This window comes from Pseudomonas sp. NBRC 111143 (assembly GCF_001320965.1).
In the GTDB taxonomy this organism is placed as follows: Bacteria; Pseudomonadota; Gammaproteobacteria; order Pseudomonadales; family Pseudomonadaceae; genus Aquipseudomonas; species Aquipseudomonas machongensis.
Genome location: NZ_BCBT01000031.1, coordinates 1 through 23,068, shown reverse-complemented (window position 1 = coordinate 23,068; position 23,068 = coordinate 1). Strand labels below are relative to the sequence as shown.

Annotated in this window: 21 protein-coding genes and 1 pseudogene; 15 read left to right on the top strand and 7 right to left on the bottom strand. The window is 62.9% G+C overall.

Going from position 1 to position 23,068, the window contains the following annotated elements; genetic code table 11:
* Positions 1-170: 170 nt before the first annotated feature.
* The 3 genes from APH44_RS17355 (at position 171) to sbcB (ending at position 2,514) form a co-directional block, all read left to right on the top strand.
* The gene (locus APH44_RS17355; protein ID WP_054893798.1) at positions 171-554 is read left to right on the top strand and encodes a hypothetical protein; all 384 of its coding nucleotides are present in this window, start codon (positions 171-173) and stop codon (positions 552-554) included.
* 114 nt (positions 555-668) lie between these two features.
* Entirely contained in the window at positions 669-1,028 is a 360-nt protein-coding gene (locus APH44_RS17350; RefSeq protein WP_054893797.1) for a PilZ domain-containing protein, read from the top strand.
* 49 nt (positions 1,029-1,077) lie between these two features.
* Entirely contained in the window at positions 1,078-2,514 is a 1,437-nt protein-coding gene (sbcB, locus tag APH44_RS17345; RefSeq protein WP_054893796.1) for an exodeoxyribonuclease I, read from the top strand.
* A 56-nt stretch (positions 2,515-2,570) separates the two neighbouring features.
* Here the strand turns inward: sbcB and mvaT are convergent, their stop codons facing one another.
* The gene (mvaT, locus tag APH44_RS17340) at positions 2,571-2,948 is read right to left on the bottom strand and encodes a histone-like nucleoid-structuring protein MvaT (protein WP_054893795.1); all 378 of its coding nucleotides are present in this window, start codon (positions 2,946-2,948) and stop codon (positions 2,571-2,573) included.
* A 293-nt stretch (positions 2,949-3,241) separates the two neighbouring features.
* Here mvaT and purU point away from each other — a divergent pair, with 293 nt between their 5' ends.
* Together purU and APH44_RS30425 are read left to right on the top strand one after the other, a co-directional pair.
* A complete protein-coding gene (purU, locus tag APH44_RS17335; RefSeq protein ID WP_054893794.1) occupies positions 3,242-4,093 on the top strand; it encodes a formyltetrahydrofolate deformylase in 852 nt (283 codons plus the stop codon).
* A gap of 15 nt (positions 4,094-4,108) precedes the next feature.
* Positions 4,109-4,342: a hypothetical protein gene (locus APH44_RS30425; protein WP_081255308.1), complete on the top strand. Its 234-nt coding sequence runs from the start codon at positions 4,109-4,111 to the stop codon at positions 4,340-4,342.
* On the opposite strand, the gene APH44_RS17330 is transcribed toward APH44_RS30425, so the two are convergent.
* The 4 genes from APH44_RS17330 to APH44_RS17315 all read right to left on the bottom strand — a co-directional run bounded on the left by APH44_RS17330 (position 4,248) and on the right by APH44_RS17315 (position 9,174).
* On the bottom strand, positions 4,248-5,240 hold the full coding sequence (locus tag APH44_RS17330; protein ID WP_054893793.1) for a lysylphosphatidylglycerol synthase transmembrane domain-containing protein: 993 nt from the start codon (positions 5,238-5,240) through the stop codon (positions 4,248-4,250). The genes APH44_RS30425 and APH44_RS17330 overlap by 95 nt on opposite strands.
* On the bottom strand, positions 5,237-6,001 hold the full coding sequence (locus APH44_RS17325; protein ID WP_054893792.1) for a DUF2334 domain-containing protein: 765 nt from the start codon (positions 5,999-6,001) through the stop codon (positions 5,237-5,239). Before APH44_RS17325 ends, APH44_RS17330 begins: the two co-directional genes overlap by 4 nt.
* Complete coding sequence (locus APH44_RS17320; RefSeq protein WP_054893791.1) at positions 5,994-7,115, bottom strand: glycosyltransferase family 1 protein; 1,122 nt, start codon at positions 7,113-7,115, stop codon at positions 5,994-5,996. The genes APH44_RS17325 and APH44_RS17320 overlap by 8 nt, the downstream gene beginning before the upstream one ends.
* A gap of 184 nt (positions 7,116-7,299) precedes the next feature.
* Positions 7,300-9,174, bottom strand: a complete 1,875-nt coding sequence (locus APH44_RS17315; protein ID WP_054893790.1) for a methyl-accepting chemotaxis protein — start codon at positions 9,172-9,174, stop codon at positions 7,300-7,302.
* A gap of 168 nt (positions 9,175-9,342) precedes the next feature.
* Here APH44_RS17315 and APH44_RS29225 point away from each other — a divergent pair.
* Positions 9,343-10,817 (top strand): annotated as a pseudogene (locus tag APH44_RS29225) (helicase HerA-like domain-containing protein).
* Between the two features lie 58 nt (positions 10,818-10,875).
* Here APH44_RS29225 and APH44_RS17305 read toward each other — a convergent pair.
* Together APH44_RS17305 and APH44_RS29220 are read right to left on the bottom strand one after the other, a co-directional pair.
* Positions 10,876-12,348, bottom strand: coding sequence for an inorganic phosphate transporter (locus APH44_RS17305; protein ID WP_054893788.1), 1,473 nt, complete (start codon positions 12,346-12,348; stop codon positions 10,876-10,878).
* Positions 12,349-12,663: 315 nt separating this feature from the next.
* Positions 12,664-12,864 carry a hypothetical protein gene (locus APH44_RS29220; RefSeq protein WP_081255307.1) on the bottom strand — a complete coding sequence of 67 codons (201 nt, stop codon included), beginning with the start codon at positions 12,862-12,864 and terminating at the stop codon, positions 12,664-12,666.
* 415 nt (positions 12,865-13,279) lie between these two features.
* Between APH44_RS29220 and pcaR the strand changes: the two genes are divergently transcribed.
* The 9 genes from pcaR to pcaC all read left to right on the top strand — a co-directional run bounded on the left by pcaR (position 13,280) and on the right by pcaC (position 22,988).
* A complete protein-coding gene (pcaR, locus tag APH44_RS17295) occupies positions 13,280-14,149 on the top strand; it encodes a pca regulon transcriptional regulator PcaR (protein WP_054893786.1) in 870 nt (289 codons plus the stop codon).
* A 303-nt stretch (positions 14,150-14,452) separates the two neighbouring features.
* Entirely contained in the window at positions 14,453-15,799 is a 1,347-nt protein-coding gene (locus APH44_RS17290; RefSeq protein WP_054893785.1) for an MFS transporter, read from the top strand.
* 332 nt (positions 15,800-16,131) lie between these two features.
* The gene (locus APH44_RS17285) at positions 16,132-16,980 is read left to right on the top strand and encodes a CoA transferase subunit A (protein ID WP_054893784.1); all 849 of its coding nucleotides are present in this window, start codon (positions 16,132-16,134) and stop codon (positions 16,978-16,980) included.
* Entirely contained in the window at positions 16,977-17,756 is a 780-nt protein-coding gene (locus APH44_RS17280) for a CoA-transferase subunit beta (RefSeq protein WP_054893783.1), read from the top strand. Before APH44_RS17285 ends, APH44_RS17280 begins: the two co-directional genes overlap by 4 nt.
* Entirely contained in the window at positions 17,753-18,958 is a 1,206-nt protein-coding gene (gene pcaF / locus APH44_RS17275) for a 3-oxoadipyl-CoA thiolase (RefSeq protein ID WP_172964853.1), read from the top strand. Before APH44_RS17280 ends, pcaF begins: the two co-directional genes overlap by 4 nt.
* 172 nt (positions 18,959-19,130) lie before the next feature.
* Positions 19,131-20,420, top strand: coding sequence for an MFS family transporter (locus APH44_RS17270; protein WP_054893781.1), 1,290 nt, complete (start codon positions 19,131-19,133; stop codon positions 20,418-20,420).
* Between the two features lie 9 nt (positions 20,421-20,429).
* Positions 20,430-21,782 carry a 3-carboxy-cis,cis-muconate cycloisomerase gene (locus tag APH44_RS17265; RefSeq protein WP_054893780.1) on the top strand — a complete coding sequence of 451 codons (1,353 nt, stop codon included), beginning with the start codon at positions 20,430-20,432 and terminating at the stop codon, positions 21,780-21,782.
* 11 nt (positions 21,783-21,793) lie between these two features.
* Positions 21,794-22,585, top strand: coding sequence for a 3-oxoadipate enol-lactonase (gene pcaD, locus APH44_RS17260; RefSeq protein WP_054893779.1), 792 nt, complete (start codon positions 21,794-21,796; stop codon positions 22,583-22,585).
* 10 nt (positions 22,586-22,595) lie between these two features.
* On the top strand, positions 22,596-22,988 hold the full coding sequence (gene pcaC, locus APH44_RS17255; protein ID WP_054893778.1) for a 4-carboxymuconolactone decarboxylase: 393 nt from the start codon (positions 22,596-22,598) through the stop codon (positions 22,986-22,988).
* Positions 22,989-23,068: the final 80 nt, after the last annotated feature.

Here is a 23,068-nt window from a genome sequence, read left to right as displayed (position 1 = left end):
GCACTACCTTGCAGGTTGGCGAGAGGGCGGTTGCACCGTCGGCAGCACCCTACAAGCAGCAGGTTATAGGTAGACGCTTGCCGCCGGGCGTCTGTGGGATGAAGCGTGCATCGGCGCGCTGAAGAAATCGGGGCGCAGGCCGATATACTGCCCATCAAAGGAGAATTCCCATGCGAGCCCTGATCGTGTTAACCATGGCGGCCAGTGTCGTCGGCTGCACCCGTTGGTCCATGGACCATCACCTGAACAACGCCTACCGTGCCTACGACCGTGGCGATTGCCAGCGCGTGATGCTGGAGCTGTCGCAGGTCGATCGCACCAGCCGTGCTCGCCCGTTCATCCATCCGGAAGTGGCGATGCTGCGTGGCCAGTGCCTGGAGCGGCAGAAACTCTATGTCGATGCAGCGCAGACCTACCAGTTCCTGATTCAGCGCTACCCGCAGAACGAGTATGCCTACCGTGCTCAAGCGCGCCTGCAGACCCTGGAGCAGCTTGGCCATCTGCGTGGTGAGCCTGCGGTGACCCGCCCTGCGCCGACTACCCCTTTGCGTTAATACCAAGGTGACAATGATTTCATCGGGGCCGCCGCTCAGGCTAAGCTAGGCTGTAAAGTAGGTGTAACGCTCACCGCCAGTACCTGGTCTTCCTGGCATAGGGTACGGAGAATCATGTTCATCGAACGTCAGATCGATCGTCATCAACTGCCTTACGTGCTCAAGGTCTTCAACCGGTTGACCGATCAGGAGATTGGTTACCTGGGGAATGCCTCCGAGGATGGGGTCATGGTGATCAGCCAGCTCCCGATCATGGTCGGCCCGGATTTCGAGCTGCAGTTGCGTGTGCCGCTGGCAGGCGGTGGCCATCAGTTCATCAATCTTACCGCCAGTTGCCTGTGGAGCCGCGAGGACCAGACCCCGGGGCATTACGATGCCGGCTTCATGCTGTTACAGGCGCCGCGCGAGTACGAGGAGTTCGTGCGCTCGCTGCGCGACTTCTTCAGTTTCAGGCCGATGAACGAGTCGGCCTGAAGGCGTTCCTCCGGTAGACTCGTCCGCGAACTTTGTACAGGACGACACCGTGAGCTCCAGCATCTTCTGGCACGACTACGAAACCACCGGTATCAATCCGCGCTGCGACCGACCGCTGCAGGTTGCAGGCGTACGCACCGATTTCGAGCTCAACGAGATCGACGAACCGGTCAACCTGTATTGCCGCCCCTCCGACGACATCCTGCCGCACCCCGCCGCCTGCCTGGTCACCGGTATCACCCCTAAACAGCTGATCGCCAAAGGCTTGGGGGAAGCGGAGTTCATGACCAGGGTGCATGAACAGTTGTCGCGCCCCGGCACCTGTGGCGCAGGCTACAACACCTTGCGCTTCGATGATGAAGTCACACGCTACAGCCTCTACCGCAATTTTTTCGACCCCTACGCCCGTGAGTGGCAGGGTGGCAACAGCCGCTGGGACTTGATCGATGTAGTGCGTACCGCCTATGCCCTGCGCCCGGAGGGTATCGTCTGGCCGCAGCAGGACGGGCGCACCAGCCTGCGCCTGGAGTTGCTGAGCAAGGCCAACGGCATCGACCACGGTCATGCCCACGAGGCCTTGTCCGATGTCCGGGCCACCATCGCGCTGGCTCGTCTGATTCGCCAACGCCAGCCCAAACTTTATGACTGGTTGTTCCAGTTGCGTAGCAAGCACAAAGTCATGGAGCAGATTCGTCTGCTCCAGCCGCTGGTGCATATTTCCGGGCGCTTCTCCAGCGAACGTAGTTACCTGGGGGTGGTATTACCCTTGGCCTGGCACCCGCGTAATCGCAATGCACTGATTGTGTGCGACCTGCACATGGAAACCTTGCCTTTAATAAGGGAAAGTGCCGAGGTATTGCGTTCGCGTTTGTACACGCGGCGCGAGGAGTTGGCTGACGGCGAATTGCCGGTTCCGTTGAAGTTGGTGCACATCAACAAGTGCCCGGTGGTGGCGCCATTGAACGTATTGCGCCCGGTCGATCAACAGCGGCTGGGTCTTGATATGTCGATTGTTCAGTCTCGCGCCGAACAATTGATTCAGCAGCATGACGCGTGGCGGGACAAGCTGGAGAACGTCTACAGCGCTGATGAATTCTCACCCAGCGAAGATCCTGAGCAACAGTTGTATGAGGGATTTCTCGGGGATCGTGATCGTCGCCTGTGCGAGCAAGTTCGTTTGAGCGAGCCGCGACAGTTGGGGCAGGGGCACTGGATGTTCGATGATGCGCGCATGCCCGAGCTATTGTTCCGTTATCGAGCGCGCAACTTTATCGACACGCTGAACGAACAGGAGCAACAACGCTGGCATCGCTTTTGCCAGCAGCGCCTGAGCGATCCGCAGCTGGGTGCGCCCAACACCCTGGGCGATTTCGAGCAGGCGGCGCAGGCGAGTCTGGCCAATGCGGACGATGCCGGGCGGCAGGTGCTGGAGGCCTGGCTGGCGCATGCCGGGAAACTGCGAATGCATTATGGGTTGGCAGAATAAATAAAAACGCCGGCGATGAGCCGGCGTTTTTTTGAAGCCATACGCAATTGTCTGGATCAGTCCAGCAGGGTTGCCCAGCCTTCAACCACGTCACCACCCCACTTGGCTTTCCATTCTTTCAGGGTCTTGTGGTTGCCGCCTTTGGTTTCAATCACTTCACCGTTGTGCGGGTTTTTGTATTGCTTGACCTTGCGAGCACGTTTGGTGCTGGTGGTCTTGGCAGCGCCACGCGGGGCCTTGCTCAGTTTGGATTCCGGGTCGAGCAGGGCAATCACGTCACGCAGCGACTTGGAGTATTCGCCCATCAGTGCGCGCAGTTTGCCTTCGAATTCCAGCTCTTTCTTCAGCTTGTCATCTTGCGACAGGTTGGCGAGGCGAGCTTGAAGTTCCTTGATAGCTTCTTCGGTGGCGCGGTATTCGTTGATCAGGGACATGGAGTGTTCCTTGGTGAATGTACAGAGAGACAGTGGGCCAATAATAGACAGGCGATACCCGCAAGTAAACAATTAATAAGGGTGTCAAATGTCGAATCATTGTGACGCAACAATAAGAATGCGTCGGTAAAGAAAAATTTACATATTGCGTTATGCGTATCTTCTCACCTCATGCGCCAGCCCGCGGAGGGGTCTGGTCGGCATTGAGCCGCGACGCAGGCCAATGGTTACTGCCTTTTTCACGGCAGATGGCTAGAATGTGCGCCTTTGCGAAGTTTTCCGGAGTCTGATCCATGCGCACCTATCGTCTGACGATTGCCTGCCCCGACCGTGTCGGCATCGTGGCAAAAGTCAGTAACTTCCTGGCCTTGTACAACGGCTGGATCAACGAAGCCAGCCACCATTCCGACGAGCAGAGCGGGTGGTTCTTCATGCGCCATGAAATCCGCGCCGAATCGCTGCCATTCGGTATCGAGGCCTTTCGCGAGGCCTTTGCGCCGATCGCCGAAGAGTTCTCGATGAGCTGGAATATCACCGATTCGGCGCAGAAGAAGCGCGTGGTGCTGATGGCCAGTCGCGAGTCGCACTGCCTGGCCGACCTGCTGCACCGCTGGCACACCGATGAGCTGGACTGCGATATCCCGTGCGTGATCTCCAACCACAACGACCTACGCAGCATGGTCGAGTGGCACGGTATTCCGTTTTTCCACGTGCCGGTCGATCCCAAGGACAAGGCCCCGGCCTTCGCCGAAGTTTCGCGCCTGGTTGCCGAGCATGGTGCTGATGTGGTGGTGCTGGCGCGCTACATGCAGATCCTGCCGCCACAGTTGTGCCAGGACTACGCGGGGCGTGTGATCAACATCCACCACAGCTTCCTGCCATCGTTCGTCGGCGCCAAGCCCTACCACCAGGCTGCACTGCGCGGTGTGAAGCTGATCGGTGCCACTTGCCACTATGTCACCGAAGAGCTGGACGCAGGTCCCATCATCGAGCAGGACGTGGTGCGTGTGAACCATGCCGACAGCATCGAGGATATGGTTCGCTTCGGTCGTGATGTGGAGAAAATGGTGCTGGCGCGCGGTTTGCGCTACCACCTGGAAGACCGCGTTCTGGTTCACGGCAACAAGACCGTGGTCTTCGACTGACCGGAGCCCGCCCTGATGGCCGATCCGCGTGACAAGGCTGGCGCCCAGCCTCCGCCGACACTCGGTGAAGGCTGCCTGGCGCGCTACGATCCCGAGGCGTTGAGCGACGAAGACGGTACCGAGTTCGAAGGTGCCGCCGAGCTCTGGGAGCAACTCAACCCGCCTGACGCCGCCAGCGCTCCAGCAACGGGCGCGCCAGCAGGCAGACGAACACCGGCCCCCCGGCGAGCAGATAGAAGTAATAAGTGACGGCGCGCCAGATCAGGATCGCCGCCGCCGCTGTCGAGCTGCCCACCAGTGGCGACAGCAGGGTCGCCGACGTCAGCTCGGCGGCCCCTGCACCGCCTGGCAGCAGGCTGAATTGGCCGGCACTGAGCGAGAGCATCTGCACCAGGAAGCTCGGTATCCACGACAGCTCCACCCCCAGCCCCCTCAATACCAGATACAGCACGCTGTAGCGCAAGCTCCAGTGCGCGCAGGTGAGGGCGAATACCAGCGCCAGCGTGCGCTTGGGCAGGCGCCAGGTTTCGGCCAGTGCCCGGATGAAGCGCAGCAGCCTACGTGCCCAGCGCCGACAACGGCTTTTCGACAAACCCAGGCGTTGCAGCAGACGGCCGTTCCAGCGCATCACGCCACGACGGCAGCGCAGCAGCACGACGATTGCAGCCAGCACGCCACACAGCAAGGCGGCACTGCCCAGCAACATGCTTTCCTGGCTGCGGCCCAAGCTGTGGAACAGGGCGTAGCCTGCGATGGCCAGCATGGCGCAGAAGAAGAACAGCAGGTCGTTCAACTGATCCATGGCGAACACTGCGCCACTGCGGGCGGGGCCAATGCGTTCGCGGGCCAGCAGTGTCATCAGGGTCAAAGGGCCTCCGCTACCGCCGGGCGTAGTGCAGATGGCGAATTCGGTCGCCATCACCACTCCCAGGCTGCGTACTCTGCCCAGTTGCGCGCCCTGCTGGCCGAGCAGCAAGCGCAGGCGCACGGCGTTGATGATCCAGCACAGCAGGATCATGCCTAGCAGCGTTGCCATCAGCCCCGGGTCGAACGTCTGCAGGCGCGGCAACAGTTGGCTGCCGCCTAGCAAACCCGGCACCAGCACGGCGAGCACCAGTGCCAGCCCCAGCCAGGCGAGGCGGTTCATGGGCAGGTCCTGCGCTCCAGCCAGGCGGACTTGGTCAGAGGCTCACGCCCTTGCTCGATCAATTCACGCAGGGTGCGCAACCAATAGTTGCGTGCGCTGGCGTGGCGCATATCCACCGGATGCAGGCCCAGGCGCAAGGTTTCGGCCTGGCGCCAGCGTCGGGCCTGCCAGTCACAGAGCATCCGTGACATACCGCGGCGCCATGCACTGCGGGCGCTCCAGACCAGTCCGGGAGCTTCGATCGCGGTGAAGTCCGGCAGCCGATAAAGGTGCTGCGGTGTGCTGGTGTAGCGCAGCGGCAGGCGGCGCAGGGCCTGGCGGGTGCCTTCGCTCATCAGCCAGGCGGGCGCGACGAAGCCTGCGACCGGCCAGCCCTGGCTGGCGAACAGGGCCAGGCCCGCCTCCAGACGTTGCAGGGCTTCGCGCTGCTCCAGCGCATAGAACTCGCCCTCATGGGTGTAGATCCGGCGCATGAAGTACTCGGCAGGCCCGCGTGGGGCAGGGCCATCGTCGGCGTGGTAGAAACCGTGCAGCGCCAATTCGTCGCCGCGCGCCAGGCGCCGATCGAGCAGGCGGCAGAAGTCGGGGGAACGGGCCAATGCGTTGCGGTGGTGGAAGTCCGGGACCACCAGCCAGGTCATGGGCACGTCGCCCATTGCATCGACGGCTTCGACGAAGGGGCGGTAGTCGGGCCAGGTTTCGGGCGCGACATCGTGCATCACCAGCATCAGGCTACGCGAATCGGCGGGCGCTTCACGCATGGGCGCGTACCTGTGGCGACAGGCCAAGCACGGCCTGGTAGTGCAGCAGCAGGCCATCGACCACGCTGTCCCATGAGTAATGCTGCTCCACATGGCGACGGGCCTGGGCGCCGAGAGGGCGCACGCCGGCTTCGAAGATTTCGCGCACTGCCCCGGCCATTGCCTGGCTGTCGTTGGCCTGGCACAGGCGCCCGCACTGGTCGTTGACGATCTCGCCGAAAGCCCCGGCGCGCACGGCGACCACCGGTGTGGCGCTGGCCATGGCCTCGAGTATCACCAGGCCAAAGGTTTCCTGGTCGCCGGCGTGCAGCAACAGGTCGGCACTGGCGAGCAGGCGGGCCACTTCATCGGCGGGGCAGAAGTGGTCGATCACGCTGACGTTGTCCGGCACGTTGGCCGGCATGTTCGAGCCGACCAGCAACAGGTGGTAATGGCGACCCAGGTGGCCCATGCACTCGAGCAGCACTGGCAGGTTCTTCTCCCGCGAGCCGCGACCGGCGAAGACGAGCAGACGAGTAGTGTCTGGAAGGCCGAGCTGGGCCCGCAGGTGCGGATCGCGCCTGTCGGGGTGGAAGGTATTCAGGTCGACCCCCAGGGGCTGTACATGCACATCCCGCACGCCAAGACGGCGCAGTTTGTCGGCCATCACCTGGCTCGGCGCCAGCACCCGATCGAAATTGCCGTAGAGCTTGCTGACATAGGCTTCGACATTGGGGGTGAACCAGTTGCCCATGCGGTTGCTGACCAGCAATGGCAGGTCGGAGTGATAGAAGCCGATCACCGGCACGTCCAGCTTGCGTCGCGCCTCAAGGGCGGCCCAGGCGGTGAGGTAGGGATCGCCGACCTCGATCAGGTCAGGCTTGAGGCGGCGCAGCACGTTGCACCAGGGCGTCAGGCGTACCGGAAAACGGTAGCCCTTGCCGAACGGCAAGGGCGGGGCTGGCACCTGGTAGATGCCATTGGCATCACGGGCGCTGGGGCCGGGGATCAGCAGACTGTGGCGTACGCCGGGCATGGCGTCGAGGCGATGGTGTTTGGCATCAAGATAGGTCCGTACACCGCCGCTGGCCGGGGCGTAGAACATGGTGATGTCAGCGATGTGCACGATCAGCATCCCTCCGGGATCGTCTTCGGGTCTGTCATCCGGCGGTAACAGACCGACGGTGACGCGCCTAAAGGTTGACCTTTATGAAGGATAGTTTGTTCGATCGGGATTGGGCGGCGGGGCATACTGGCTTGCCCGCTGCGGGAGCGGGCGAGTCGCGCCGCTCCCAGAGGTGCTGTACAGCCCTGAGGCGTCAGATACGGAAACTGCCCACCAGTTGCTTGAGGCGCGCGGCCTGCTGTTCCAGATCGGAGCAGGCGCGCAGGGTGGCCTGCAGGTTTTCCACGCCCTCCTGGTTGAGCGTGTTGATCTCGTTGATGTCCATGTTGATCGACTCCACCACCGAGGTCTGTTCCTCGGTGGCGGTGGCCACCGACTGGTTCATGCCGTCGATCTCGCCAATGCGCTGGGTCACACTGCCCAAGCGCTCGCCGGCCTGATTGGCGATCTGCACGCCGTCCTGGCTGTGGCGTTGACTCTGGTCCATGGTCTCGACCGAGGTGCGGGCGCCGACCTGCAACTCCTCGATCATCCCCTGGACCTGCTGCGCCGATTCCTGGGTACGGTGGGCGAGGTTGCGCACCTCGTCGGCCACCACCGCGAAACCGCGGCCGGCCTCACCGGCACGGGCGGCCTCGATGGCCGCGTTCAGCGCCAGCAGGTTGGTCTGTTGGGAGATGCTGGTGATGACCTCGAGGATCTGGCCGATGTTGACGGTCTTGTCGTTGAGGGCCTCGATATGCGCGCTGGAACTGACGATCAGCGCCGACAGGCGGTTCATCGCCTGGATATTGTGCTCGACCACCTGCTGCCCTTCTTCGGCGAGCAATCGGGCAGAGCTGGCATGCTGCGAGGCTTGTGCGGCATTGCCGGCGATTTCCTGGGCCGCGGCGCCCAGCTCGTTGATGGCGGCGGCGACGCTGTTGGTGCGGTTGGCCTGCTCGTCCGAGTTGAGCATCGAGGAGTTGGAGGCGCTGACCACCCGCAGCGCCACTTCGTTGACCTGCTCGGTGGCCGAGGAGACTTCGCGAATCGAGCTGTGCACCCGTTCGACGAAGCGGTTGAATGCGCTGCCGAGCACACCGAACTCGTCATGGTTATGGATGTTCAGGCGCTTGGTCAGGTCGCCTTCACCTTCGGCGATGTCCTCCATGGCACGGGTCATGGTGTGCAGCGGTTGCATCAGCACGCGGATCAGCAGGCCGAGCAGGGCGATGATGATGACCACCGCCACCAGCGTGGCTATCACCGCCGAGTTACGGAAGGTGCTGAGCATGCTGAAGGCTTTGTCCTTGTCCACCGACAGGCCGATGTACCAGTTGGCCGAAGGCAGGCCCTGGATGGGGGTGAAGGTGAGCAGTCGCGCCTGGCCGTCGACCTGCACCTCGGTCAACTCGCGGGACAATTTCGGGGTGTTCTGTGGGAAGGCCTCCGACAGCGATTTCATCACCAGGGCATTGTCCGGGTGCACCAGGATCTTGCCCTGGTCGTTAACCAGGAACGCGTAGCCCATGCCGCCGAAGTTCAACGAGTTGATGATCTGTACCAGGCCGTCCAGCGCCAGGTCGCCGCCGACCACGCCGACATCGCTGGACACCTTGTCGAGGATGCCCATGACCATCTTGTTGGTGGTCATGTCGATGTAGGGTTCGGTGAGGAGAGGGCCGCTGGCGGCCATGCCATCCTTGTACCAGGGGCGTACGCGCGGGTCGTAGCCGTCGGGCATCTTGCTGTCGGGGCGCACGCTGAAGCTGCCGTCGACCTTGCCCAGGTAGACCGTGAGGAAACTGGAGATCAGCGCCTGTTGCCCCATCAGGGTTTCGGCATCGGCCGGATGCTGGGCGATATTCTGCGCAAGGTTTTCCACCAGCCGGATCCGCCCTTCGAACAGGTTGCGGATCGTGGTGGACGTGGACTGGCCCATTTCTGCCAGGTAACTCTCCAGATTGGCGCGAATGGCATTACGCTGGAGATAGTCGTTGTACAACGTGAACAGCGCAAAGGCCAGTATCACGATCAGAGAGGCCGCCAAGAGAATCTTGTGGCTGAAACGAAGGCTTTTGTTCATGACGTCGTCGGGTCCGCTAAGGTTTTATCGGGTCGCTCGCACGAAGCACAGCAGAAAACAGTGCAACAATCCGGTGAGCCTTGGTGGGTTGTGTCCTGTATTTCGGGTCAATATCGCCTCTGCATATCGGCCGCTTTTAGGCAAAGCTTGAGAAGAGGATGAAATAAGATGTCGGATTCTTCGCAAATCGTTGTAGGTGCCGGTCTAGACGGCTTGCCAGTCGGCCAGGCCATGCGCTTGGCCAACCGCCATGGACTGGTCGCCGGAGCGACCGGCACCGGCAAGACCGTGACCCTGCAGCGTCTGGCCGAGGTGTTCAGCGACGCGGGTGTGGCAGTGTTCGCGGCAGACGTGAAAGGAGACCTGTGTGGCCTGGGGGCGGCGGGTTCGCCCCAGGGCAAGGTGGCCGAACGCATTGCCGGGATGCCGTGGCTCGCCCACCAGCCCAAGGCCTACCCGGTGAGCCTGTGGGACATCGCCGGGCAGAGTGGTCATCCGTTGCGCACTACCCTCAGCGAAATGGGTCCGTTGCTGCTGGGCAACCTGCTTGAACTGACCGACAGCCAGCAGGCGGCGCTCTATGCGGCGTTCAAGGTTGCCGACCGCGAGGGGCTGTTGCTGCTCGACCTGAAAGACCTCAAGGCGCTGCTTGGCCATCTGAAGGACAACCCACAGCTGCTGGGCGAGGACAGCGCGCTGATGACCACCGCTTCGACCCAAGCCTTGCAGCGGCGCCTGGCCACGCTGGAACAGCAGGGGGCCGAGGCGTTGTTCGGTGAGCCGGCGCTGCAACTGGAGGATCTGCTGCGGGTCGATAGCGATGGCCGCGGGCGCATCCACCTGCTTGACGCCAGCCGCCTGGTGCACGAGGCGCCAAAGGTTTATGCGACCTTCCTCCTGTGGCTGCTGGCCGAGCTGTTCGAGCAACTGCCGGAGCGCGGCGACGCCGACAAGCCGGTGCTTGCGCTGTTCTTCGACGAAGCGCACCTGCTGTTCAACGGGACCCCCAAGGCCCTGCAGGATCGTCTGGAGCAGGTGGTGAGACTTATCCGTTCGAAGGGTGTGGGGGTGTACTTCGTTACCCAGTCCCCGGGCGACCTGCCCGATGCCGTACTGGCGCAGCTGGGCTTGCGCATCCAGCACGGGCTGCGGGCCTTCACTGCCAAGGAGCAGAAGTCGCTCAGGGCCGTGGCTGACGGTTTTCGTCCCAATCCTGCGTTCGATACCCTGACGGTACTCACCGAACTGGGGATCGGCGAGGCGTTGGTGGGCACCTTGCAGGACAAGGGGACACCAGAGGTCGTCCAGCGCGTGCTGGTGGCGCCGCCGCAATCGCGGATCGGCCCGCTCACCACGGCGGAGCGCAGTGCACTGATCGCGCAATCGCCTCTGGCAGGACGTTATGACAAACCGATCGACCGTGAGTCGGCCTATGAGCTGCTGACCCAGCGCAAGGGCGAGCCGGTGGAGCCGGCGCCTCAGCCCAAGGCTGACGCAGACAGCCTGGCCGAGAAGGCGGGTGAGTTCTTGCAGAGTGCGGCAGGGCAGGCGATCAAGTCGGCGGTGCGCCAGGCCGCCAACCAGTTGGGCAGGCAACTGGTGCGGGGCTTGATGGGATCTTGCTGGGAGGCAAGAAGCGCTGAGTTTCCCCAGGGCATGAAAAAGGCGCCGTCGCGGGCGCCTTTTTCAATGCTGCAGGTGTCAGCCGATCGCTTTGGAGGCGAGCCAGAACAGGCCAGCCGCCAGGCCCATCGAGGCTGGCAGGGTCAGTACCCAGGCCAGCAGGATGGTCTTCACCGTGCCGCCTTGCAGGCCGCTCTTGTTGGCGACCATGGTCCCGGCAACACCCGACGACAGTACGTGGGTGGTCGAGACCGGCAGGCTGAACACGTTGGCCATACCGATGGCGCAAGCTGCGGTGATCTGTGCCGACATGCCCTGGGCGTAGGTCATACCCTGCTTGCCGATCTTCTCGCCAACGGTCAGTACCACACGCTTCCAGCCGACCATGGTGCCCAGGCCCAAGGCCAGGGCGACGGCGACGATCACCCAGAACGGGGCGTATTCGGTGGTTGCGGTGAGGTCCTTGCGCAGTTTTTCCAGGTCGGCCTTCTCGCGGCTATCCAGCCCTGGCAGTTTTCCGACCTTTTTCGCGGTGTCGTCCAGGCACAGCAGGTAGCGACGGACTTCCACACGCTGTTCGGCGTTCAGGTCACGGTAGTCGGTCACACCCTGGAGCGAGGTCTGCAGCGCGGCAATGGTTGGCTCTGTCTGTTGCGGGTTGCAACTGAACTGCTCCGGCAGGTCGTTCGACTTGGCCTTGCCCAACGCCAGGAACTCGCCAAGCGTGGCGGCATTGCGCTGGTAGAACTGGCTCATGTGCAGGGTGGCGTCGCGGGTGCGCTCGATCTGGTAGGTGGTGCTGTTCAGGTCGAGAACGAACTTGGCCGGGACGATACCGATCAGCACCAGCATGATCAGGCCAATGCCTTTCTGGCCGTCGTTGGAGCCGTGCACGAAGCTCACGCCCATGGCCGAAATCACCAGCACCAGGCGGTTCCAGAAGGGTGGGTGCTTCTTGTCGTCGAGCTTGCGGCGCTGGTCGGGGGTCTTGTGCATCTTCGACAGCGGGCGCCACCATTTCAGGCCAATCAGCACCAGTGCGGCAACGGCGAAGCCGGCCATGGGCGAGACCACCAGCGACATGGCGATGTCGATCGCTTTCTGCCAGTTCACGCCGTCACCCAGCGGGATGTCGCTGAGCAGTGCGTTGGCCAGGCCAACCCCGAGAATCGAGCCGATCAGGGTGTGCGAGCTGGACGCCGGGATACCGAAATACCAGGTTCCCAGGTTCCAGGTGATGGCGGCGGCGAGCAGGGAGAAGACCATGGCCAGGCCATGCCCGGTGTTCACGTTGATCAGCAGCTCGACCGGCAGCAGGTGCACGATGGCATAGGCCACCCCGACACCGCCGAGCAGAACCCCGAGGAAGTTGAACACACCCGAGAAGAACACGGCCAGGTGCGGCGGCATGGCTTTGGTATAGATGACGGTGGCTACCGCGTTGGCGGTGTCATGAAAGCCATTGATGAACTCGAATGCGAGCACGAAGGTGAGGGCGAGCACCAGGCTCACGGCTACCCAGGCATCCAGTCCGCTGAATAAATCGATCATGAAGGTTTTCTGGCGGTCGTAGGGGGGCCGGATTATGCCAGAAAACCATGGCAATCGATGCACCCGTGACAGACAGATGGCAGCTTTTCTAATGCGGCCATGCCGGTTCGGCGGTAGGAAGCAAAGCGAAATCGACGAATAAAAAACCGTTAATTTCGTCGAATTGCAGCGAATACGCGATCAATTGAAGGGTTTCGCAGGATTCAAACGATTGTATGAAATTTGTGTAATTCCATTTCATCATCGTCGATTGCAGAAAAAGCGCACGGCGCCATGGCGTTCAGCGCCATGGCGCATTGCGATCACGCCCTGAGCTCAAGGCTCTTCGGGGCGCCGTTCCTTTTCCATCTTCTCCAGTTCCTCGGAGAAGGCTTGGTCAAGGAGGCTGGCACGTTTGCGCCAGGGTTTGCGTTCCGGTTCCGGTTGGGCAGCATAAGTGGTGACTTCACCACCATAAACATCCTTGTAACGTTCTGCCTGGCGCTCGAGTTCGGCGCGCAGTTCATCTTTCGTCACAGTATCGACCTGATAAATTGAAGAGGTTCTCGGTACGGGGCTGTAACACGCGGTGCGCGTGGATCCATTTCCCAGCGTGCATACAGACCCGAGCGCCGAATTATAACCGTCGAATCACCAATGGCCACGGCCTTTACTCGAGCCTGATCGTGCAATGGGGAGTTGACCCGTTGTACTTGGGAAGTTGGAGGCGACGTACCGAGTAAAGTTCGGATAAACAGTGCAGAAATGAAAACGGCCTCGCTGGTAAGCGAGGCCGCTGCCTTTAGTCTTCTACGGTGGGTACCTGACCAGTCTCTCCAAAGAAGCCACAAGGGCATGAGAAAGGTATAAGCAAACGTGTCGGCGGTCAATTGCGATTATCGGCCGCTTGTTCGATAATCGCACGAAGCGCCGTTTTTTTTGAGGTCTGCCGATGAACGATGAAACCAACGCTTCCACGCCCAGCGATCCGCAGCGTGCCGTCTCGCCTTCCCTGGCCCCGCCGATCGTCGCATCGCCGGCCAAGCGCATTCAGGCGTTCACCGGCGACCCCGACTTCATGACGTCTCTGGCCCGGGGGCTGGCGGTGATCCAGGCCTTCCAGGAGCGCAAGCGCCACCTGACTATTGCCCAGATCAGCCACCGCACGGAAATCCCCCGCGCCGCAGTGCGTCGTTGTCTGCACACCTTGATCAAACTCGGTTACGCCACTTCCGACGGACGTACCTATTCGTTGCTGCCCAAGGTGCTGACGCTGGGACATGCCTACCTCTCCTCGACGCCGCTGGCCGTCTCGGCCCAGCCCTACCTTGACCGTATCAGCGAGCAACTGCACGAAGCGGCGAACATGGCGACCCTCGAAGGCGACGACATTCTCTACATCGCCCGCTCGGCGACGGTGGAGCGTCTGATTTCGGTCGACCTGTCGGTGGGTGGCCGCCTACCGGCCTATTGCACCTCCATGGGCCGAATCCTCCTGGCGGCACTGGACGACACCAGCCTGCGCGAGTACTTCGAGCGCGCCGATCTCAAGGCCCGAACCAGCCGCACCTTGCATGATCCCGAGTCGCTGTTCGCCTGCATCCAACAGGTGCGCGCCCAGGGCTGGTGTGTGGTCGACCAGGAGCTGGAGCAGGGGTTGCGCTCGATCGCCGTGCCGATCTATGACGCTTCAGGGCAAGTGCTGGCAGCACTGAACGTCAGCACCCACGTCGGACGGGTGACGCGCAACGAACTGGAACAGCGCTTCTTGCCCATACTGTTGTCGGCCAGCCGCGATCTTTGCCATCAGTTGTTCGGTTGAGCGTCTGGGATGGCGCGCCGCCGCAATAGGTGGACAAGCGGTAGAACTATTCTTGTGCGATAAACGCACAATGTCGTTCCTCGTGAATTGCGCCCGCCGCAGGTGCTGATTAATGTTTCTCGCAACGGTCGGCGCTGCCGACCGGACAATAACAACACGAGACAAGCCCATGACCACTGTCCCCTCGCTGCCTTGCGCAGTTGCATCGTTACCCAGCTGATTTCAACGCCCGTACCGGTTTCTTTAGCCCTGCGCCTTATTGGTCGCAGCGGTGTACCCGCGCCCATCTTCTGGATAACAACAATGAACAAACCGCAAACTGCTGTCGGCAACTGCCTCGATGTACAGTCGTTCATCAACGACCAGCCGCTGTCCCGCTATCAATGGCGTGTGGTGATCCTGTGCTTCCTGATTGTCTTCCTCGATGGCCTGGACACCGCAGCGATGGGGTTCATCGCTCCGGCGCTGTCCCAGGAGTGGGGGATCGACCGTGCCAGCCTGGGCCCGGTAATGAGCGCCGCACTGATTGGCATGGTCTTCGGTGCCCTGGGTTCCGGGCCGCTGGCAGACCGCTTCGGTCGCAAGGGCGTGCTGGTAGGCGCGGTACTGGTGTTCGGCGGTTTCAGCCTGGCCTCGGCGTACGCCAGCAATGTCGATCAACTGCTGGTGCTGCGTTTCCTGACAGGCCTCGGCCTGGGCGCTGGCATGCCCAATGCCACGACCCTGCTGTCCGAATACACCCCGGAGCGCTTGAAGTCGCTGCTGGTGACCAGCATGTTCTGCGGCTTCAACCTGGGCATGGCCGGTGGTGGCTTCATCTCTGCCAAGCTTATCCCAGCCTACGGCTGGCACAGCCTGCTGGTGCTGGGCGGTGTGCTGCCGTTGCTGCTGGCGGTGGTGCTGCTGGTGTGGTTGCCGGAGTCGGCGCGTTTTCTGGTGGTGCGCAATCGCGGCACCGACAAGGTGCGCAAGACGCTTGCCCCGATCGCTCCGGCCGTGGTTGCCCAGGCCGCGAGCTTCAGCGTGCCGGAGCAGAAGGCCGTGGCTGCGCGCAACGTCTTCGCGGTCATTTTCTCTGGCACATATGGCCTGGGCACGGTGCTGCTATGGCTGACCTACTTCATGGGCCTGGTGATCGTCTACCTGCTGACCAGTTGGCTGCCGACGCTGATGCGCGACAGTGGCGCCAGCCTTGAAACAGCAGCCTTCATCGGTGCGCTGTTCCAGTTCGGCGGCGTACTCAGTGCCGTGGCGGTGGGCTGGGCGATGGACCGCTTCAACCCGCACAAGGTCATCGGCATTTTCTACCTGCTGGCCGGGGTGTTTGCCTACGCGGTGGGTCAAAGCCTGGGCAACATCACGGTGCTGGCCATTCTGGTGCTGGTCGCGGGGATGTGCGTGAACGGAGCACAGTCGGCGATGCCGTCGCTGGCAGCGCGCTTCTATCCGACCCAGGGGCGGGCCACGGGGGTGTCGTGGATGCTGGGCATTGGCCGTTTCGGCGCGATTCTCGGAGCCTGGAGCGGGGCGACGCTGCTGGGGCTGGGCTGGACCTTCGAGCAGGTGCTGACCGCGCTTCTGGTGCCGGCGGCGCTGGCGACCGTCGGGGTTATCGTCAAAGGCTTGGTGAGTCACGCTGACGCCACCTGATCAGGCATTGGGGGGAGTGGCCTTTTCGCGGGCAAGCCCGCTCCCACAGGGATTGGGACTGCCCCCAAGAAGTTGGACACAAATCCAACCCTTGGGGCAGTCCAGGGATTGGGCTGGCCTTTAGATTTTGAGCAAGACAGTTACTCCCTTGTGGGAGCGGGCTTGCCCGCGAAAAGGTCGCCATCCGTCATCATCGGTAACGCATTCAAACCGTTCGATAACCGCACAAAAGGTCGATTATCGGATTGTTTCCCCACCCCCGGTCTCCTTAATCTGAGCCCATCGCAGCGACGCTGCACTCAAACCCGACTCAGCCTGACCAGGAGTCTCCAATGGCAGCAATCCTCTCGCTTCATGATGCCGTGAAGCAGTTCGTCCACGACGGCGACAGCGTTGCCCTCGAAGGTTTCACCCACCTGATTCCGACCGCGGCCGGTCACGAAATCATCCGCCAGGGCAAACGCGACCTCACGCTGGTGCGCATGACCCCGGACCTGATCTACGACCAACTGATCGGTGCCGGTTGTGCGCGCAAACTGATCTTCTCGTGGGGCGGCAACCCGGGGGTCGGCTCGCTGCATCGCCTGCGCGACGCCGTGGAGAAACAATGGCCGCACGCGATCGAGATCGAAGAGCACAGCCATGCCGACCTAGCCAACGCCTACGTTGCCGGCGCCTCCGGCCTGCCGTTCGCGGTATTGCGTGCCTACGCCGGCTCCGACCTGCCCAAGGTCAACCCGCTGATCAAGTCGGTCACTTGCCCGTTCACGGGCGAAGTGCTGGCTGCCGTGCCTTCGGTTCGCCCGGATGTCACCGTGATCCACGCGCAGAAAGCTGACCGCAAGGGCAACGTGCTGCTGTGGGGCATCCTCGGGGTGCAGAAGGAAGCGGCCTTGGCCGCCAAGCGCTGCATCGTCACAGTCGAGGAAATCGTCGACGACCTGCAAGCGCCGATGAACGCCTGCGTACTGCCGACCTGGGCACTCAGCGCAGTGTGCCTGGTACCGGGCGGCGCGCATCCGTCCTACGCCCATGGCTATTACGAGCGTGACAACCGCTTCTACCAGGCCTGGGACCCGATCGCACGCAACCGCGAATCCTTCACGGCCTGGATCGACACCTACATCCGCGGTACCACCGACTTCACCGAATTCAAGCGCAAGCTGGAGGCTGAACAATGAGCTACTCCACCTCCGAAATGATGACCGTGGCCGCGGCCCGTCGCCTGCGTAACGGCGCCGTTTGCTTCGTGGGGATCGGCCTGCCGTCCAAGGCCGCCAACCTGGCGCGCCTGACCTCGTCGCCCGACGTGGTGCTGATCTATGAGTCTGGCCCGATCGGTGCCAAACCGAGTGTGCTGCCGCTGTCGATCGGCGATGGCGAGTTGGCCGAGACCGCTGACACCGTGGTGCCGACCGGCGAGATCTTCCGCTATTGGCTCCAGGGCGGTCGTATCGACGTGGGCTTCCTCGGCGCCGCCCAGGTCGACCGCTTCGGCAACATCAACACCACCGTGGTCGGTGATTACCACGCGCCCAAGACTCGCCTGCCGGGCGCGGGCGGTGCGCCAGAGATCGCAGGCTCCGCCAAGCAGGTGCTGATTATTCTGAAGCAGTCGCCGCGCGCTTTCGTCGACAAGCTCGACTTCATCACCTCGGTCGGGCACGGCGAGGGCGGTGATTCGCGCAAGCGCCTGGGCCTGCCCGGCGAGGGGCCGGTGGGCATCATCACCGACCTGTGCATCATGGAGCCGGAAGTCGGCACCCACGAATTCGTCGTTACCTCGATCCATCCGGGCGTGACCCGCGAACAGATCGTCGCCGCCACCGGCTGGGCGATTCGCTTTGCCGATGACGTGCAGGCCACCGCCGAGCCGAGCGAGACAGAATTGACCGCCCTGCGTGATCTTGAAGCCCGTACTGCAGCAGCCCATGGCCAGAGCGCAGGAGAAGCCTGATGCGTGACGTATTCATCTGCGACGCGATCCGTACCCCGATTGGCCGTTTCGGCGGCGCCTTGGCTGGTGTGCGCGCCGACGACCTGGCGGCGGTGCCGCTCAAGGCGCTGGTCGAGCGCAACCCGCAGGTTCGCTGGGATCAGCTCGACGAAGTGTTTCTCGGCTGCGCCAACCAGGCCGGCGAGGATAACCGCAACGTCGCGCGCATGGCGCTGCTGCTGGCTGGCCTGCCCGAGAGCATTCCCGGCGTGACCCTCAACCGCCTCTGCGCCTCGGGCATGGATGCGGTCGGCACGGCGTTTCGCGCCATCGCCAGTGGCGAGATGGAGCTGGCCATCGCTGGTGGCGTCGAGTCGATGTCGCGCGCGCCGTTCGTGATGGGCAAGGCCGAGAGTGGCTACTCGCGCAACATGAAGCTTGAAGACACCACCATCGGCTGGCGCTTCATCAACCCGTTGATGAAGGCTCAGTACGGTGTCGATGCCATGCCTGAGACTGCCGACAACGTTGCCGACGATCACCGGGTCTCGCGTGCCGACCAGGATGCCTTCGCCCTGCGCAGCCAGCAGAAGGCCGCTGCCGCTCAGGCAGCAGGTTTCTTCGCCGAGGAGATCGTGCCGGTGCGTATCGTCCACAAAAAGGGCGAAACCCTGGTCGAGCAGGATGAACACCTGCGCCCGGACACCACCCTGGAAGCGCTGGCCAGGCTCAAGCCGGTCAATGGCGCGGACAAGACCGTCACTGCTGGCAATGCGTCGGGTGTGAACGATGGCGCCGCGGCGCTGATCCTGGCATCGGCCGATGCGGTGAAGAAACACGGCCTGACCCCACGTGCCCGTGTCCTGGGTATGGCCAGTGCCGGCGTGGCGCCGCGGGTGATGGGCATAGGCCCCGTGCCTGCTGTGCGCAAGCTCACCGAGCGCCTGGGTATCGCCGTGGCTGATTTCGATGTGATCGAACTCAACGAAGCCTTTGCCAGCCAGGGCCTGGCGGTGCTGCGCGAGCTGGGCGTGGCGGACGATGCGCCTCAGGTCAACCCCAATGGCGGAGCGATCGCCCTGGGGCATCCGCTGGGCATGAGCGGCGCGCGGCTGGTGCTGACGGCGCTGCACCAACTGGAGAAGAGCGGCGGACGCAAGGGCCTGGCAACCATGTGTGTCGGCGTGGGGCAGGGGTTGGCGCTGGCCATCGAGCGGGTTTGACCTGTGCCGGCCTCTTCGTGGGCAAGCCGCTCACGCCATCCTGTGGGAGCGGGCTTGCCCGCGAAGAGGCCGGACCTGCAAGACATAAGGCTAATGGTCAGCCCCCAAGCGGAACGAGAGTGTTACCGGGTATGTCTAGAATTGATGGTAACCCTCGAGGAGTAAGCACGCCATGACCGCAATCCATTACACGGGCGAGGAGCGTAAAAGCCGTATCTTCGCCATCGTCGGGGCTTCTTCCGGCAACCTGGTGGAGTGGTTCGACTTCTATGTCTATGCCTTCTGCGCCATTTACTTCGCTCCGGCGTTCTTCCCCTCCGACGACCCCACGGTGCAGTTGCTCAACACGGCCGGGGTGTTCGCCGCAGGCTTTCTGATGCGCCCCATCGGTGGCTGGATTTTCGGCCGCCTGGCCGACCGTCACGGGCGCAAGAACTCGTTGATGATCTCGGTGTTGATGATGTGCGCAGGCTCGTTGCTGATCGCCTGCCTGCCGACCTATTCGAGCATCGGTACCTGGGCGCCGGCACTGCTGCTGTTTGCGCGACTGGTCCAGGGCCTGTCGGTCGGCGGTGAGTATGGCACCACCGCGACCTACATGAGTGAGGTGGCCCTGCGCGGCCAGCGTGGATTCTTCGCCTCGTTCCAGTACGTCACCCTGATCGGCGGCCAGTTGCTGGCGGTGCTGGTGGTGGTGATCCTGCAGCAATTGCTCACTGAAGAAGAACTGCGCGCCTGGGGCTGGCGCATTCCGTTCGTGGTCGGCGCCGTCGCCGCGCTGATTTCGCTGATGCTGCGCCGATCGCTGAAAGAGACCAGCAGTGCCGAGACTCGCCAGGATAAAGATGCCGGCAGCGTCAGTGGCCTGTTCCGCAACCACGCCGCAGCCTTCATCACGGTGCTGGGCTATACCGCTGGCGGTTCGTTGATCTTCTACACCTTCACCACCTACATGCAGAAGTACCTGGTCAACACGGCCGGCATGAACGCCAAGAGCGCCAGCTTCGTGATGACTGGCGCGCTGTTCCTGTTCATGATCCTGCAGCCACTGTTCGGCATGTTGTCCGACCGTATCGGCCGACGTAACTCGATGCTGTTGTTCGGCGCGCTGGGCACTCTGTTCACCGTGCCGCTGCTGATGGCGCTCAAGACCGTGACCAGCCCGTTCATGGCCTTCGTGCTGGTGACCCTCGCGCTGTGCATCGTCAGTTTCTATACCTCCATCAGCGGCCTGGTGAAGGCCGAGATGTTCCCGCCTCAGGTGCGTGCCTTGGGTGTGGGCCTGGCCTATGCCGTAGCCAACGCGGTCTTTGGCGGTTCGGCAGAATACGTCGCCCTGGGCTTGAAGACGCTGGGGATGGAGAACACGTTCTACTGGTACGTGACCGCCATGATGGCGGTGGCCTTCCTGTTCAGCCTGCGCCTGCCCAAGCAGGCGGCGTACCTGCACCATGATCACTAAGGACGTTGCATGAGCAACCAACTGTTCGATGCCTACTTCACCGCCCCGGCCATGCGCGAGGTGTTCAGCGACCATGGCCGCCTGCAGGGCATGCTCGACTTCGAGGCTGCCCTGGCGCGCGCCGAGGCTGACGCAGGGCTGGTGCCGCACATCGCGGTGGCAGCCATCGAGGCGGCATGCAAGGCCGAGCGCTATGACGTGCAAGCGCTGGCGCAGGCCATTGCGGTGGCTGGCAACTCGGCGATCCCGCTGGTCAAGGCACTGGGCAAGGTGGTTGCCAGTGGCGTGCCGGAGGCCGAGCGTTATGTGCACCTGGGGGCTACCAGCCAGGATGCGATGGACACTGGCCTGGTTCTGCAACTGCGTGATGCCCTGGGGTTGATCGAGGCAGATCTGGAAAAGCTCGCCGACACCCTCGCACGCCAGGCTTTGCTGCATGCCGACACGCCGCTGGTGGGACGCACCTGGCTGCAGCACGCCACGCCTGTGACGCTGGGCATGAAGCTGGCCGGTATGCTCGGGGCGTTGACCCGTCACCGCCAGCGCTTGCAGGAGCTGCGTCCGCGCCTGTTGTGCCTGCAATTCGGGGGGGCCTCTGGCAGCCTTGCGGCGCTGGGTAGCAAGGCATTGCCGGTGGCCGAGGCGCTGGCGGCACAACTTGGCCTCGCCTTGCCCGAGCAGCCCTGGCACACCCAGCGCGACCGCCTGGTGGAGTTCGCCTCGGTGCTGGGCCTGGTTGCCGGCAGCCTGGGCAAATTCGGTCGCGATATCAGCCTGTTGATGCAGACCGAGGCTGGCGAGGTGTTCGAGCCTGCTGCGCCGGGCAAGGGCGGCTCTTCGACCATGCCGCACAAGCGCAACCCTGTGGGTGCAGCGGTGCTGATCGGCGCCGCGACCCGCGTGCCGGGGCTGCTGTCGACGCTGTTCGCCGCCATGCCCCAGGAGCACGAGCGTAGCCTGGGCCTGTGGCATGCCGAATGGGAGACCCTGCCAGACATCTGCTGCCTGGTCTCCGGCGCCCTGCGCCAGGCACAACTGATCGCCGAGGGCATGGAGGTGGACGCCGAGCGCATGCGCCGCAACCTTGAACTGACTCAAGGCCTGGTGCTGGCCGAAGCGGTGAGCATCGTGCTGGCCCAGCGTCTGGGGCGCGACAAGGCCCATCACCTGCTTGAGCAATGCTGCCAGCGCGCGGTGGCCGAACAGCGCCACCTGCGTGCCGTGCTCGGCGACGAGCCACAGGTCACCGAACAGCTGTCTGGCGAAGCGCTCGACCACTTGCTCGACCCTGCCCATTACCTCGGCCAGGCCCGCGTCTGGGTGGCGCGTGCTGTGGCCGAACATCAACGTTTCACTGCTTGAAGGAGACCGCTGTGGCGCATTTGCAACTGGCCGATGGCGTACTGAACTACCAACTCGAAGGCCCCGAGCACGCCCCCGTGCTTGTACTGTCCAACTCGCTGGGCACCAACCTGCACATGTGGGATACCCAGATGCCGCTGTGGACCGAACACTTTCGAGTACTGCGCTACGACACGCGCGGTCATGGCGATTCGCTGGTCACCGAAGGGCCGTACAGCATCGAACAACTGGGGCGTGATGTGCTGGCGCTGCTGGATGCTCTGCAGATCGAGCGCGCGCATTTCTGCGGGTTGTCGATGGGCGGCCTGATCGGTCAGTGGCTCGGCATCAATGCAGGTGAGCGTTTGCAGCGTCTGGTGGTGTGCAACACGGCGGCGAAGATCGGATCGCCTGAAACCTGGAATCCGCGCATCGAAATGGTCTTGCGCGACGGCGCCGAGGCCATGCGTGGGTTGCGCGATGCGTCCATCGAGCGCTGGTTCACCCCGGCGTGGTCGAGCGAGCACGCGGATCAGGTCAAGCGCATCACCGACATGCTCGCAACCACTTCGCCACAGGGCTATGCCGCCAACTGCGGAGCGGTGCGCGATGCCGATTTCCGCGATCAGTTGGGAGCGATCAGCGCGCCGCTGCTGGTGATTTCCGGGGAGGCCGATGCGGTAACGCCGCCCTCGGGTGGCCTGTACATCCAAGAGCATGTGGCAGGCGCCGAGTACACCGGCTTCCTGGCTGCGCATCTGTCCAATGTCGAGGTCGGCGAGCCGTTCAGCCGTCGCGTGCTCGATTTCCTGTTGGCCCGCTGAGGAGTACGCCATGGATGAGAAACAACGTTACGACGCTGGCATGCAGGTGCGTCGTGCGGTGCTGGGCGATGCCCATGTGGACCGCAGCCTGGAGAAACTCAACGACTTCAATGGCGAGTTCCAGGAGATGATCACGCGCCACGCCTGGGGCGATATCTGGACCCGTCCGGGGTTGCCACGCCACACCCGCAGCCTGATTACCATCGCCATGTTGATTGGCATGAACCGCAACGAGGAACTCAAGTTGCACCTGCGCGCGGCGGCCAACAATGGCGTGACCCGCGAGGAGATCAAGGAAGTGATCATGCAGAGCGCGATCTATTGCGGGATCCCGGCGGCCAATGCGACCTTCCACCTGGCCGAGTCGGTGTGGGATGAGCTTGGGGTCGAGTCGCGTGGCTAGGCCATAGATCCCCACTGAATTCTTCGCGGGCAAGCCCGCTCCCACAGATACACCACTGAATTCGAACACAGTGGTGTATC

Excerpts from the sequence above, each read along its gene's own strand:
- APH44_RS17315 (WP_054893790.1), bottom strand. The coding sequence starts at position 9,174 with ATGAACAAAAGCCTTCGTTTCAGCCACAAGATTCTCTTGGCGGCCTCT.
- APH44_RS17330 (WP_054893793.1), bottom strand. The coding sequence starts at position 5,240 with ATGAACCGCCTCGCCTGGCTGGGGCTGGCACTGGTGCTCGCCGTGCTG.
- APH44_RS17270 (WP_054893781.1), top strand. The coding sequence starts at position 19,131 with ATGACCGCAATCCATTACACGGGCGAGGAGCGTAAAAGCCGTATCTTC.
- APH44_RS17350 (WP_054893797.1), top strand. The coding sequence starts at position 669 with ATGTTCATCGAACGTCAGATCGATCGTCATCAACTGCCTTACGTGCTC.
- pcaC (WP_054893778.1), top strand. The coding sequence starts at position 22,596 with ATGGATGAGAAACAACGTTACGACGCTGGCATGCAGGTGCGTCGTGCG.
- APH44_RS17325 (WP_054893792.1), bottom strand. The coding sequence starts at position 6,001 with ATGCGTGAAGCGCCCGCCGATTCGCGTAGCCTGATGCTGGTGATGCAC.
- APH44_RS17355 (WP_054893798.1), top strand. The coding sequence starts at position 171 with ATGCGAGCCCTGATCGTGTTAACCATGGCGGCCAGTGTCGTCGGCTGC.
- APH44_RS30425 (WP_081255308.1), top strand. The coding sequence starts at position 4,109 with ATGGCCGATCCGCGTGACAAGGCTGGCGCCCAGCCTCCGCCGACACTC.
- APH44_RS17290 (WP_054893785.1), top strand. The coding sequence starts at position 14,453 with ATGAACAAACCGCAAACTGCTGTCGGCAACTGCCTCGATGTACAGTCG.
- APH44_RS17285 (WP_054893784.1), top strand. The coding sequence starts at position 16,132 with ATGGCAGCAATCCTCTCGCTTCATGATGCCGTGAAGCAGTTCGTCCAC.
- pcaR (WP_054893786.1), top strand. The coding sequence starts at position 13,280 with ATGAACGATGAAACCAACGCTTCCACGCCCAGCGATCCGCAGCGTGCC.
- mvaT (WP_054893795.1), bottom strand. The coding sequence starts at position 2,948 with ATGTCCCTGATCAACGAATACCGCGCCACCGAAGAAGCTATCAAGGAA.
- APH44_RS17320 (WP_054893791.1), bottom strand. The coding sequence starts at position 7,115 with ATGCTGATCGTGCACATCGCTGACATCACCATGTTCTACGCCCCGGCC.
- APH44_RS17265 (WP_054893780.1), top strand. The coding sequence starts at position 20,430 with ATGAGCAACCAACTGTTCGATGCCTACTTCACCGCCCCGGCCATGCGC.
- purU (WP_054893794.1), top strand. The coding sequence starts at position 3,242 with ATGCGCACCTATCGTCTGACGATTGCCTGCCCCGACCGTGTCGGCATC.
- APH44_RS17280 (WP_054893783.1), top strand. The coding sequence starts at position 16,977 with ATGAGCTACTCCACCTCCGAAATGATGACCGTGGCCGCGGCCCGTCGC.
- APH44_RS17305 (WP_054893788.1), bottom strand. The coding sequence starts at position 12,348 with ATGATCGATTTATTCAGCGGACTGGATGCCTGGGTAGCCGTGAGCCTG.